The organism is Pseudoalteromonas sp. SK18 (genome assembly GCF_001974855.1).
In the GTDB taxonomy this organism is placed as follows: domain Bacteria; phylum Pseudomonadota; class Gammaproteobacteria; order Enterobacterales; family Alteromonadaceae; genus Pseudoalteromonas.
Genome location: NZ_MTQB01000015.1, coordinates 41,040 through 54,676 on the forward strand (window position 1 = coordinate 41,040; position 13,637 = coordinate 54,676).

The following is a 13,637-nucleotide window of genomic DNA, read 5'->3' on the forward strand; positions in this document are numbered from 1 at the left end:
TTAAGTAAGCCGCTTTATCATTCGCTTTAAAGCAGGCGCTTTAAGCGGTTTATAAAGTAACGGATAGCCAGCATCAAGCACACGCTCACGAATTTGCTCATCATGGTTTGCAGTATTAACAATGGCGGGCAATGTCATTAGTCCTGCTTGTTCAATGACCTCCAGTCCCGTTACACCATCATCCAACTGATAATCAACAATCAGTAACTGTGGCAGCTCATGCGCTGCTTTTAGTTGCTCAAGCTCTATTAAGTTAGTGGCGGTAGCAATTTCACAGCCCCAGTTTTCAAGCAATTGTTTAAGTGCTTCAAGTACATTGCGATCGTTATCTACAAGCCAAATAGTTAACAGGCCCAGCTCTGTTTCAAGATTAGCAGTTCGGTTTGGCTCGGGCTGAGTTTTTAAACTAGGAGTACATGGCATGGTCAATGTAAATTGCGTGCCTTTATTTAGTTGCGACCCCATTACTAACGGGATCCCGAGTAAGTCACAAATTCGTTTGGTGATCGACAACCCTAAACCAAGCCCTTCAGCATTGGGTTTCTCACCTAATTGCTTAAATTCCTGATAAATACTGTGTTGATCCTTGGTGGCAATACCAATGCCCGTATCTTCAATAATAAACGATAGCTGTTGTTGATCTTCAAGCAGCACTTTTAAGCGCACTTCACCGTACTCGGTGTAGCGAATCGCATTACTTAATAAATTTCGTAGTACACGTTTAAGCAAGGCTTTGTCAGTGTGAATTCGCGCTTCACACGATTCAACAACAAAGCTGAGACCTTTTTCTTGAGCAAGCGCTAAGTAATCATTACGCAATGGCTCTATTAAACTACTCACATTAAACTCCGTTAGCTGCACTTTAAACGAGCCTGAGTCGAGTTTGGTTAGCTCCAAAATACTTGAAAGTAACTCTTCTGCACTGCCTAATGAATTTTTAATATTCATGGCTAGCTCTTTAAGCTCTGTATCTTGGGCTTTTTCGTTCATTAGTGAGCAAAACAAACTTGCTGCATTAAACGGTTGTAATAAATCATGACTCGCCGCAGCAAAAAAACGTGTTTTACTTACTGTGGCTTGCTCAGCTTGCTGCTTTGCCTTAGAAAGCGCATGGTTTGCTTGGGTTAGTGCAGCAGTGCGTGTTGCCACTTTTTCTTCAAGGCTAACATTCGCTTCGGTGAGTGCTTTTTGTTGTTTAACAAACTCACTAATATCTGTGTAAGTTGTTACAAACCCGCCACCAGGCAAGGGGTTACCTTGCATTTCAAAAACCCGCCCATCGTTATGAGCACGCTGATATTTATAAGCACTGCCTTGCTTTAAATAAGCTAAACGCTTATCAACCTCAGTATTAATATTTTCACCACGAAATAAGCCACGTTCAGCGTTAAAGCGAATAATATCGGCAACGGGTCGACCTATATATAAAGCACTATCAGGGTAATTAAACATGTGCTTGTAGCCCTGATTCCAAGCCACTAAACGCAGTTCACTATCAACTACGCTAATACCTTGCTGAATATTTTCGATTGTAGATTGTAGTAAGTCGCGGTTAAATTTGAGCACTTGGCTAGCTTCATCAACAAACTCGGCGACTTGCTCTAGAGGCTGACGCTGCTCACTTTTCGCTACATCTAAAATTAACCGTGCTGATGCACCACCAATAACCGCTGACATTTCACGCTCAACTAATAGCTCAAGATCAGCATTAGCGACACGTTTCCATAGGCTTTTGTCATGCGGGAAATACTGCTGCACTAAAGACTGGCTCGCGTCTTTTTCTGCAAAACGCTGTAATAATGCCCCTAGGTCTTCATAATTGAGTGGCTGCAATGTGGTGTTTAATCGCGAGTCGTTTAATTGAGATATAAACTTATTACTTTGTAGCCGCTCAGCCAAGGTGGCTTGGCTAAATAGTGGCACAAGCAAATACACTAACGTATTGACTCCTAAAGACAATAGTAATGATTGGCTAATACTTTCTAAACCCAATGAAAACAAATCGGTGGGAGCTAACCACGTAATGTGCCACGGCCCTTCAACTAACCAACTGCTTTGGCTACCTAAGCCACTGGCCAAGTTCGGCAGTAACAAAGTGTACCCCCAAATAACAAAGCCGCTTAAAATCCCAAGCTGAGCACCGCGACATGATGCGTGTCGCCACCACAAACCAATAATCATCGCAGGGGCAAATTGTGCCACCAAGGTAAACGACATTAACCCAACACTGGCTAGCGTGGTGGTTTCTGCAAGCACTCTATGAGTGAAATAGCTTAGTAATAATATCAGCACAATCACTATTTTACGCGCATGCAGCAAGTGGTTTTTATCTAGTCCTCGACTACTAGACGTTAACTGTGAGCGACGCAAAATAAACTGATTAATAAAATCATTAGTGATCATCACTGACAATACAATTGACGAAACAATCACCATACTGGTAGCCGCCGAAAAGCCACCTAAAAAGGCAAGCAAGGTAACCCCGCCATTATCTGCCGCCATTGGCAACGCTAATACAAAGGTATCTTGACCTACACTATTGTCGTTAAAGTAAACCAACCCCGCATAAGCAATGGGTAATATAAATATGTTAATGGCTAATAAATAAAGCGGAAATAACCAACGAGCGGTAACCAGCTCATTATTATTGTTATTTTCAATAAAGCTCATATGGAACTGGCGCGGCAAGCATAGCGTTGCCAGTACCCCTAAAAAAGTATGGGCAACATATACATATGCAGGGCTTTGAGTTGCCGCAACTTGATTGGGTATATTTAGCGCTACTGCTTGCTCGTAAAGTGCTACTGGGCTATCAAATAAAGCAAAACAGACATATAAACCAACCCCAATAAAAGCCAGTAACTTTACTATTGATTCAAAGGCAATACTGGCGATTAGCCCAGGATTATGCTCGCTGGGTTTAAGCCTTCTGGCACCAAATAAAATCGCAAATAAAGCCAGCAATAAAGTGATGTAAAACGTACTATCAGCCCACACTTGGTTACTTTGAGTGGGGGCTCGGTCGGTGAGTAAATTAATACTTTGTGCGGTCGCACTAAGTTGTAAAGAAATATACGGTACAATTGCTATCACTGAAATAAGTGAGATCAGCCCTGACAGACTTGACGACTGACCATATCGCGTAGCAATAAAATCAGCCAATGACGTGAGTTTTTGTTGTCGACAAATATGTGCGATACGGCAATATAATTGCCAACCAAAAATAAATAATATAATAGTACCCGCATAGGTTGGCGCTAACCACCAACCATTACTTGCGGCTTGCGCGGTAGTGCCATAAAAAGCCCATGAGGTGCAATATACACCCAATGATAGGCCATAAATCATGCCCTTAAATGGCAACACCTTACGCCTATCGGCCCAGCCCGCAACTGCAAATAATATCCCTAGATACACCACAGCAATAAGGCTAATAAACCAAATTGAAAACATATTTTTGTTCTTGTTATTATTTTTATAATACTTAACTTAGCATAAGCGGATGTGTAGCAAAAAGCAGCCCTTACTTTAGTGCTATAAATGAACAAAAAGATAAAATGAGAATTATTTGCATTTAGCTGTTGACAGTTCTTTAAATCTAACTGATAATCACTATCAACAAGACGAAGCATACTTCTTGTGACGGAAAAGTTCATTTGTTTCTCGACCCTGAAACAACGTGTGGCGCACGTTAACAGCTATGGAAACCTGTTATAAACCACAACGCCCCTTGCTGTTTATGACCTGTTTCCGCCCTACTCATTTACTTGCTACATTGCTCATATCGGTGACGGTAGATATGAAACTAAAAAAGCCCTTACGGGCTTTTTTTATGTCTGTAATTTAATGCGTAAGGTTTTAACCTACGCTTTAAAAATTAACGGCGGTTTTTTCGTGCACGTGCTCGGCGTTGTTTTTTCTCTTCTTCTTTGGCTTGCTTTTTCGCCTCTGCTGCCGCGCGCAATCCAGCTACCATTATTTCTTCTTCTTCACGCATGGCAGGTGTTTCCATGGTAATACGACCAATAATGCCATCTCGTAATTCATTAATTAGAATTTCTGACATTTTATACGTATCGATTTGGTTACCACCGCGAATACAGCCGCGCTTTTTACCCGCCATTTCAACAAACTCCCAATCGCTTTCTGGCAGTTCATCTAATTTATAGCGCGCTTTTAAAAGCTCAGGATAAGCATGCAATAAATACTCAGCGGTGTAACTTGCCACTTCTTCGTACTCAATCGCGGTATCACGTATCGCACCGGTTGCGCCTAAACGATAACCTGAATTTTCGTTCTCTACTTTTGGCCACAGCATCCCAGGCGTATCATAAAGCATAATGCCATCATCAAGTTTAATACGTTGCTGCGCCTTAGTCACAGCTGGCTCGTTACCGGTTTTAGCCACTATACGTCCAGCAAGCACATTAATGAGCGTAGATTTACCTACGTTAGGAATCCCCATGATCATGGCTTTAATTTGCTTATCAGCACCGACTTTGTGCGGCACTAACTTTTTACACAGCTCATTAATACGATGCACTTCTGCCGCTTTATCGTTACCGAATGCAATGGCTTTTACACCGTTTTCTTGCTCAAAATAGTCTTTCCACGTTTGCGTCATTTTAGGATCGGCTAAATCGGCTTTATTGAGAATTTTGATGACCGGCTTACCTTCGCGTAAGGTAGCCACCATCGGGTTTTCGCTACTGTAAGGAATGCGCGCATCTAGCACTTCAATGATCACATCCATTTGTGGCATTATTTCTTTAATTTCATTTCGGGCTTTATTCATGTGCCCAGGGAACCACTGGATAGCCATTTTTAACTCCTAACATATAATTTGTAGCTATTTTAACTGGCAATTCATTTAATTGCGCTATACTGGCGCAAATTTTTTCAGATTAGATATTATGGCTCTCAAATCTACCATTATTAAAGCGCAATTATCGCTTAGCGATATGGACCGTCACGTATACCAAGATTTTAATTTAACCTTGGCACAACACCCATCAGAAACTGAGCAGCGTTTGATGATCCGCTTACTGGCGTTTGCACTTAATAGCTGTGATGGATTAGAGTTTACTAAAGGTTTATGTGCTGATGATGAGCCGGAGCTTTGGCATATTAATTACAGCGAAGAAATAGAGCTGTGGATTGAGCTGGGGCTGCCTGATGAAAAGCGTCTTAAAAAAGCCTGTAACAAAGCGAAAAAAGTAATCTTATATACCTATGGCGAGAATAACCAAGCTATTTGGTGGCAAAAGCATCAGCCTAAATTGTACGAGTTTAAAAACTTAAGTATTTTTAGTCTTGATTATGCAGCTACTCAGCTATTAGCTGCATTGGTTGATCGTAATATTAAATTGGCTATTACCATTCAAGATGGTGAAGTTTGGGTTAATACCGACACCACCAATATTGAAATAAAACCTCAACAATTAATGTAATTAGAATAGGTTATACCAATTGCATTAAATTAGTTATCCATTATAGCGACAAAGAAATAAGTAGATAACAAGGCGAAAATGATGACATATAGTTGCTCTATATAAATAATTTTTAACGCAGGTAGCGGATTATTTAATTCGCTAGAATGATCATGTTTTTAATAAAATTGGTATTAGGGGGCGTATGAAAGTTAAACACGTGATTGTTTTACATGGCTTGTATATGTCTGGCTTGGTAATGCGCCCGCTATGCTCACGCTTGGAAGAGTCGGGGGTTAAAGTTTTAAATCTAACCTACAATACCCGAGACCCTAATCGAGATGCTATTTTTGCGCAAATAGATGAGTTTATTGGTGGTGAACCATCCGCTTTAGTTTGCCACTCTATGGGAGGCTTAGTTGCTCGCGCCTACTTAGAAGCAAACTCAGCACCAAGTCATCATGTTGAAAAGGTGATCACCTTAGGTACGCCACACACTGGCAGCCATATTGCTGAGAAAATGCAACAAAAAGGGTTTGAGCTATTATTAAAAAATAGCGTTGAGTTTTTACTGTCTAAAAATGGTGATTGGCCTTTTAAAGCCAAGCTATACAGTATTGCCGGCGACTTACCGATAGGTTTAATGCCACTCATTGTTAAAGGTAGCCGCTCTGATGGCACCGTACTACTAGATGAAACCAAACTAAAAGGTATGGCTGAACACAAGGTGTTTCATTTAAGCCATACCAGTATGATTTACTCTCGCCAAGTCGTTAATTATATTCTTGAGCGCTTGAACGAAGACATTTAATCCTCGGCAGCAGCGGCCACTTTGTAGCTAATCAAAAATATAATACCTAGCACCAAAGGCATTGGTGCAGCGATATAACCAAAGGCGTCAGAGTTTGCAAAGCTCGCACCCGCTAAGTGTGCCACTAGCCCTAATACAAACCCTACTAAAGCAATACCAATAACGATGAGTTCAGCTTTATTCTCTTTACGTGTTTTAGCTTCCATTATTTCTCTCCGCATCTAATCAAGTAGCCCCTTAACTTAATAAAGTGCTCTCTATCAAGTTGGGTTATATTGATTATGCGCTTTACCTATGCGCGTTTTTTGACCTAAATCAATAAATAAAATAAGTCTGTGCTGCGCCTGTCAAAAGCTTGTTTTAGATCATATTTTGTACTCACAAAATAAACAATTTCGCTGCTCAAGGTAGTATTTTTATAAACACAACCCATATCTATGAAATGGCGTTAGTTAATTTATTTATAAAATCACAGATACGCTGATAGCTTTTAGCTATGGCATCAATATGTATAAACGATTTTATTCATAGACAATTATGAGCAATACTTATTTCATTGAACAATGTGTGAAATATTCATAAAACGGTTATTTAAGGAGCAAAGTATGTCGCAAGTAAATGCAATTGGTTTAAACAGTACAAAAAGTGAAGATATTATTAAGTCACTGAATACGCTTTTAAGCAGCTATCAAATTCAATATATGAACGCGCGTGGTTTTCACTGGAACATTAAAGGCCGAAACTTTTTTGAATTACACTTAAAGTTTGAAGAAATTTATAACTTACTATTGTTAAAAGTCGATGAAATCGCAGAACGTATTTTAACGCTTGATGGTGCACCGCTGCATGCGTTTTCAGATTACTTAGAAATAAGTAAAATTAAAGAAGCAAAAGGGATCAGCGATGGCGTAACAGCAGTAGAGAATTTACTGGCAGGATACAGCAGCTTAATCAAAATGCAGCGCGATATTCTTGCACAAGCCGCTGAAGCGGATGATGAAGGTACCGCGTCATTAATGAGTGATTATATTAAAGAACAAGAAAAGCTAGTGTGGATGCTAAAAGCCTACCTAGATTAAGTTATTTTAAAAATAGAAAGCCTCAGTCATTACTGAGGCTTTTTTGTCACTGTACTATTACTATGACAATGCGATAAAAAAGGCCATTTCTAGTGCTTTTTCTTCTAAGCTTTTGAAGCGCCCAGATGCACCACCATGCCCTGCATCCATATCGGTTTTAAACACTAAAATATTATCATCGGTTTTATATTCACGCATTTTAGCCACCCACTTCATTGGCTCCCAATATTGTACTTGCGAGTCATGCAAGCCGGTTGTTACCAATATATTGGGGTAGTGTTGTGCACTAATATTGTCATACGGTGAGTACGCTTTAATAATATCGTAAAAATCAGGGTCATTTGGATTACCCCATTCGTCATACTCATTTGTTGTAAGCGGTATGCTTTCATCCAACATAGTGGTGAGCACATCTAAAAATGGCACATGGCAACCCATAGCGCAGTAGAGTTCGGGTGCTTGGTTTGCTACGGCTCCCATTAATAAACCACCCGCGCTGCCTCCCGATGCAAATACTTTATTTTTATCTGCATAACCTTGTTCGGTAAGTGATTTGGTTATATCTATAAAGTCATTAAAGCTATTTTGTTTATGCTGCTTTTTACCGTGTTCGTACCATGAACGCCCTAGCATTTCGCTACCACGCACATGCGCAATTGCATAAACAAAACCACGGTCGAGTAAGCTAAGTGACGTACTCGAAAAGCTTGGATCTATGGTGATACCATACGCGCCATAACCATATTGAAACAACGGATTTGAGCCATCTTTTTTAAAGCTATCTTTACGATATACCAACGACACCGGCACTTTTACCCCATCTCGAGCGCTGACCATAAGTCGCTCTGACTGGTAGTCTCCTGCGTTAAAATCACCGAGTACTTTTTGTTGTTTAAGTAAGGTTTTTTCGCCTGTGGTTAAATCAACATTATAGAGCGAACCTGGCGTTGTTAAGCTTGAATAGTAAATGCGCGCATGAGCTACATTTGGTTCTGGGTTCATGGCAATAGCAGCGTAATAGCAAGGATCATCAAACTCAAGGTTCATTCGCTCAGCGCTTTTATTAACCACAACAAAGCGGGCTTGCCCTTGTTCGCGCTCGCTAAGCACTAAAAAGTCGTTAAATAGTTCAACGCCTTCTAATAATACATTTTCACGGTGAGGGGTATGTGTTTGCCACTGGCTTTTATCCGCTATGGTATCGCTTGTCGCAATCATTAGTCGGAAGTTTTTAGCCTGCCAGTTAGTCACTATATAAAAAGTATCACCAAGCTTATCGATATCAAATTCATGCCCCTCTTCACGCGGCATTAAAGCAGTAAACTCGCCTTGAGGCTGATTGGCATCAAGTATCCACATGTCGTTAGTTTCTGTACTCGCTAAATCAATAATAATTAAGCTTTCATCACGACTTTTACCTAAGCCCATAAAAAAGCTGCTGTCTTGCTCTTCGTATACCAGCACATCTTGGTGTTGCTCAGTCCCTAGCTCATGTCTAAAAACTTGATAACCTAATAAGGTTTTTAAATCCTTTTTTACATAAAATACGGTTTTATTGTCGTTCGCCCAAACAACTTGCCCCTCGGTAATCTCGAGTACATCGTCGAGCATTTTATTGCTGCTTAAATCTTTAAATCGAACTGTGTAAATACGTCTGCCGTCAGTATCTTCAGAATATGCCATTAATTGCTCATTGGGACTCAGCGCCACTTCCCCTAGCTCATAAAACTCATAGCCGTTGGCAAGTTCATTCACATCAAGTAGTAACGCTTTATTAGCCATTGCCATACTGCTACTGCGATAATGGCGTGCATATTCATCATCTCCGCGAACCTCTGAGTGATACCAATACTGGCCATCTTTGACCGGTACGGTGTTGTCGTCTTTTACAATACGCCCCTTAAGCTCCTCAAATAGTGTATTTTGTAATGGCTTAATGGCGGCTAATTGCTCATCACAATAGGCGTTTTCTTGTGCTAAATGCGCGAGTATTTCGGCATTTTGTCGTTCATCATCACGCATCCAATAATAATCATCACTGCGTGTTTTTGCGTGAGTAGTAAGCGCATGAGGTTGCTTTTTAGCAATAGGAAAATTAGGCAATAAGCTTAAAGAATAATCAGAAGAATACACAAAAAAACCGCTTAAAAAATAACAATGGCGGCCAGTTTATCATAAAAATAAAAAAGCCCACTCATAGTTGAGTGGGCTAAAGCGGTATAAATTCGATAACTAAAAACTACGTGAATTTTATTGTTGTCGTTATACCTAAGGGAAGTTGATTTACTGTATTTGCTGCCAAGCCATAGTCCAGCTTTCGCCAACGCCAGGCTCAAACATAGTGTTATGCTCATCTACACGGCAAAACTCGCTAAATGGCCATGCCTTACACTGGTATATATGCCCCGTTTTAGGCTGTAGTACTTTGGTGCCTGCACTATACATATCGCCATTTTGAGGATAAATTGCATCGTATCCAAGGCTATTTACAGCAATTAATTTTTTATTTTTTTCAGCGCGATTAAAATGAACCACCGCGCTACAAATACCACTACTTTCAAGCGCAAATATTTTATTATGCCTATAAGCGACTACTAATCCTTGCTCTGTCATTCTGCCAGCGCACACCAGCGGAATATGCATATTAATATGCTCAACCACCAGCAAGCTCCAAGCATGGGGTTCACCCTGCTCTGGGGAGAGTATTTCATATTCAAACGCTAGCTGAGATAATTCACCATGCTCATCGTAAAAGCTCACACTAACCGTATCACCAACAAATAGCTGGCTATACTGATCGAGCCCAAGACAACCAATAGTTAACCATTCTCCACACGTTAATGATGAATGTATAAACACTGCAACACCTTAAAGAGTCAAACGTCGCCCATATCATATGGCTTACAACAGGCACACTAGCTCGAAGGCTAATATGCATTAACTAAAGTATTAGGTTAAAAACCATTGTGTAATACCAATACCGACTGATTGTAATTCGCAATGTTGCAATAATCAAACAAAAGAATGTAACCAGAATTTAAAAGCAGTACTTAAGTTTATATTCATAAAAATAACACAAAAAAGCCAACCGCTTTAATGGTTGGCTTTTTTATTCAGCTGGATGCCTTGTCCTGACATGTGTTTACACATTTAGGACGGGACAGGGTGATATATAATGCTAACTCACACTCACCTTTTTACTTGTAAATGGGCGTTTAAACAGCGCCCCTATGTCAGTTAAAATAATGTACAGGCACGGCACCAAAATAAGGGTGATCAGTGTTGCAAACATAACCGCAAAACCAAGTGCTACCGCCATCGGTATTACAAATTTAGCTTGTAAACTGGTTTCAAACATAATCGGTAATACGCCAGCAAAGGTAGTTATTGAGGTAAGTAGTATGGGTCTAAAGCGGGCGCAGCCAGCCTCAATAACGGCATCTTTTATACTAATACCCGCGCGACGCGCCTGATTAATAAAATCAGTCATTACTAATGAGTCATTAATAACAACCCCTGCAGCAGCAATTAAACCAAAGCCCGACATTAAGCTAATATCTAAGCCAAACCAAAAATGCCCCCATATTGCACCCGTTAAACTAAATGGAATAACCGACATTACAATTAAAGGCTGCGAGTAACTTTTTAGTGGCACTGCCAACAAAATGTAAACCAAAATCATCCCGCCAGCAAAAAATAGCAATTGCTCATTAGCTTGCGCTTGCTGTTCCTCAATGGCACCACCTAGTTCTGACTTAACACTAGGGTATTCATCTTGTAGTTGTGGCAATAGGTTTTCTTTTACTTGCTTAACCACTTCACCCGGCTCAATTACTTCTTCATCTATATTGCCGTAAACATACACAGTACGATAACCACCTTCACGACGAATATAACTGATACCCGGTGTTTCTGTTAGTTCAACCACATCGCCCAACAACACTTCTCGACCTTGTGGCGTAGTAACAACTGCATGTTTAAGTGACGAGAACGCTTCACGCGTAAGCTTAGGATAACGCACCATCACTCGCACTTCTTCACCGCGGCGAATAACGCGCTGTGCTTCGCCACCGTAAAAGCTTGCCCCCACCTGGTTAGCAATTGATGCCAAGTCTAATCCTAGGTCATAGGCAACTGGCTTTAAGCTCATTTGTACTTCTTTGCTAGCAGGATCAATCGTTGAACTGATATCAAATAAGCCTTCTTGCTGCTGCAATAGTTGAATAAAGCGACGCCCGGCTTCATTGAGGGTATCTATATCAGAACCAAACAATAGGTAACCAAATTCGCCGTTACCGCCGCCACCTCCACCGCCAACATCATCTTGTATAGTTAACGACTTAACCCCCGCGATATTAGGCATCGCTTCACGCCAGCGGCGCGACAGCTCAAAGGCATTATATGGACGTAAATCTTCGTCAACCAATGGCGCTAAAATTTGCGCTTCGGTTCGACCTTGGTTAAATACCAATACATCACGCACCATTTTATGGCCATCTTCACGCGCTGTTTGTTTATCAACCTCAAGTACCATAGCTTCTATTTGGCGTATCGCGTTAATGGTTTGGATGTCTGATACATTATCATTCATTTCAACATTAATTTGCGGGAAGTCATGCGGCACTTTAGGTGACGGGATCATTCTTACCTGATTAGACGAGATTAACGCAAAAGTAAAAATTAACAGCGCAATAAAGCTAAATAACACCGTCCAGCGCCATTTGATACAATTAATAATAAACTGCCTATAAGGCCCATTTACAAAGCCAAAAAAGCGCTTATTAAAACGTGCTCGCCAGCCATTAGGGTTTATAGGTGAAAAGTGAGTATGCGCAATATGCGCTGGTAGTATTAGCTTAGATTCTATTAAGCTAAATATTAAACATAAAATAACTACCACTGAAATACCATAAAAGAAGGCACTTTCAGGTCCACTTGAAAGTGTAAATGGCGCAAATACCGCAATGGTTGTGAGTACTCCGAAGGTCGCCGGGGTGGCAACTCGTTTTGCGCCATTCACTACATTAACAACACCGCCGCCTTTTTTCTCTATTTCGGTGTAGGCACTTTCACCTATGACTATGGCGTCGTCCACCACAATTCCCAGTACCATAATAAAGGCAAACAAAGACACAATATTAATCGTGATGCCAAATAATGGCATCAACATCATCGCCCCTAAAAAACATACCGGTAAACCAATCATTACCCACAGTGCCAGCTTAAAACGTAAAAATAATGAAAGCATAATGGCAACTAAAATAGCCCCTTGAAACAAGTTAGCTTTCATCATATCTAAGCGTGCATTAAGGTAGTATGTCATGTCCATTAATGGCTCTAAACGCACACCCAATGGTAGCTCTTTATTTTTTTGGTCCATGTAGGCTTTAACAGAATCGGCCACCGGAATAATATTTTGCTCTTCGGTGGCTTTAACCGATAAATAAACCGCATTTTCGCCGTTAAATTTAAAGTAGCGCTCACCTTCAACAAACTGATCTTTAATAATCGCAATATCTTGTAGCAACACCTTGGCACCATTGGCGCCAATTTTTACCGGAATTTGCCTAAACTCTTCACCAGAATAAAACTGATTTTCTACTCGCACTGAAATAACGCCAGCATCAGTTTTTAATTGTCCGGCTGAAAAGTTAGCCGAATAGCGGCGTACTGCATTCGCTACATCAGAGAGTGTTAAGTTATATTGGCGCAGCGTGTCAGGTTCTATTTCTATGGCAATTTCATCCAGTGGCACATCGTTAACCACTAAGGACACATTCGATAACTGTAATAGCTCATCTTCAATTTGATTAGCTATTGGCTTAAGTTCAGTCAGTGGTAAATCGGCAACGAGCGTCATACCAATTACATCTTGACGAAACTCTATTTGGCTAATGGTGACCGGTTCCATTCCCGCTGGAAAGGTGGCAATACCATCAACACGCAGTTTAACCTTATCGAGGACATCGGTAAGTTCTGCGTCGGTATTAATTTCAAGGGTGGCAGAACCGCCATTACGAAATGCGCGATACACCCCTTTTTTAATTTCGGTAATATCTTTTAACGACTCTTCAACTTTTATTAAGATACTTTCTTCAATTTCTTGAGGCGATGCCCCTGGGTAGTTTGCATTCACCGTAATATAGTTAACTTCTATATTCGGGAACATTTGTCGCTGAATCGTAAAGTAGCTAATAATCCCCATTACAATGATAAAAAACATCATCAAATTAGCAGCTACAGAGTTGTTAGCAAAATAAGCAATTAACCCTGTTTGTTTGGTTGTATTGGGTAGTTCTGTGCTATTCATAACTCATG

9 protein-coding genes are annotated in these 13,637 nt (G+C 40.5%); 3 read left to right on the forward strand and 6 right to left on the reverse strand.

The window, feature by feature from the left end; translation table 11 throughout:
• Together BW139_RS11995 and ylqF are read right to left on the reverse strand one after the other, a co-directional pair.
• Nucleotides 1-3,453, reverse strand: a complete 3,453-nt coding sequence (locus tag BW139_RS11995; RefSeq protein WP_076919825.1) for a PAS domain-containing hybrid sensor histidine kinase/response regulator — start codon at nucleotides 3,451-3,453, stop codon at nucleotides 1-3.
• Nucleotides 3,454-3,877: 424 nt separating this feature from the next.
• Nucleotides 3,878-4,822, reverse strand: a complete 945-nt coding sequence (gene ylqF, locus BW139_RS12000; protein WP_008465001.1) for a ribosome biogenesis GTPase YlqF — start codon at nucleotides 4,820-4,822, stop codon at nucleotides 3,878-3,880.
• A gap of 91 nt (nucleotides 4,823-4,913) precedes the next feature.
• Here ylqF and BW139_RS12005 point away from each other — a divergent pair, with 91 nt between their 5' ends.
• Nucleotides 4,914-5,450, forward strand: a complete 537-nt coding sequence (locus BW139_RS12005; RefSeq protein WP_008464999.1) for a YaeQ family protein — start codon at nucleotides 4,914-4,916, stop codon at nucleotides 5,448-5,450.
• 184 nt (nucleotides 5,451-5,634) lie between these two features.
• Nucleotides 5,635-6,240 carry an alpha/beta hydrolase gene (locus BW139_RS12010; protein WP_008112864.1) on the forward strand — a complete coding sequence of 202 codons (606 nt, stop codon included), beginning with the start codon at nucleotides 5,635-5,637 and terminating at the stop codon, nucleotides 6,238-6,240.
• Here the strand turns inward: BW139_RS12010 and BW139_RS12015 are convergent.
• On the reverse strand, nucleotides 6,237-6,446 hold the full coding sequence (locus BW139_RS12015) for a hypothetical protein (RefSeq protein ID WP_008464997.1): 210 nt from the start codon (nucleotides 6,444-6,446) through the stop codon (nucleotides 6,237-6,239). The two genes, BW139_RS12010 and BW139_RS12015, sit on opposite strands and share 4 nt — an antisense overlap.
• Before the next feature lie 399 nt (nucleotides 6,447-6,845).
• Between BW139_RS12015 and BW139_RS12020 the strand changes: the two genes are divergently transcribed.
• The gene (locus BW139_RS12020) at nucleotides 6,846-7,319 is read left to right on the forward strand and encodes a Dps family protein (RefSeq protein WP_076919826.1); all 474 of its coding nucleotides are present in this window, start codon (nucleotides 6,846-6,848) and stop codon (nucleotides 7,317-7,319) included.
• 60 nt (nucleotides 7,320-7,379) lie between these two features.
• Here the strand turns inward: BW139_RS12020 and BW139_RS12025 are convergent, their stop codons facing one another.
• The 3 genes from BW139_RS12025 to BW139_RS12035 form a co-directional block, all read right to left on the reverse strand.
• Nucleotides 7,380-9,452, reverse strand: coding sequence for a S9 family peptidase (locus BW139_RS12025; RefSeq protein WP_076919827.1), 2,073 nt, complete (start codon nucleotides 9,450-9,452; stop codon nucleotides 7,380-7,382).
• A gap of 150 nt (nucleotides 9,453-9,602) precedes the next feature.
• The gene (locus tag BW139_RS12030; RefSeq protein WP_008464991.1) at nucleotides 9,603-10,178 is read right to left on the reverse strand and encodes a hypothetical protein; all 576 of its coding nucleotides are present in this window, start codon (nucleotides 10,176-10,178) and stop codon (nucleotides 9,603-9,605) included.
• Nucleotides 10,179-10,497: 319 nt separating this feature from the next.
• Entirely contained in the window at nucleotides 10,498-13,629 is a 3,132-nt protein-coding gene (locus tag BW139_RS12035; RefSeq protein WP_076919828.1) for an efflux RND transporter permease subunit, read from the reverse strand.
• Nucleotides 13,630-13,637: the final 8 nt, after the last annotated feature.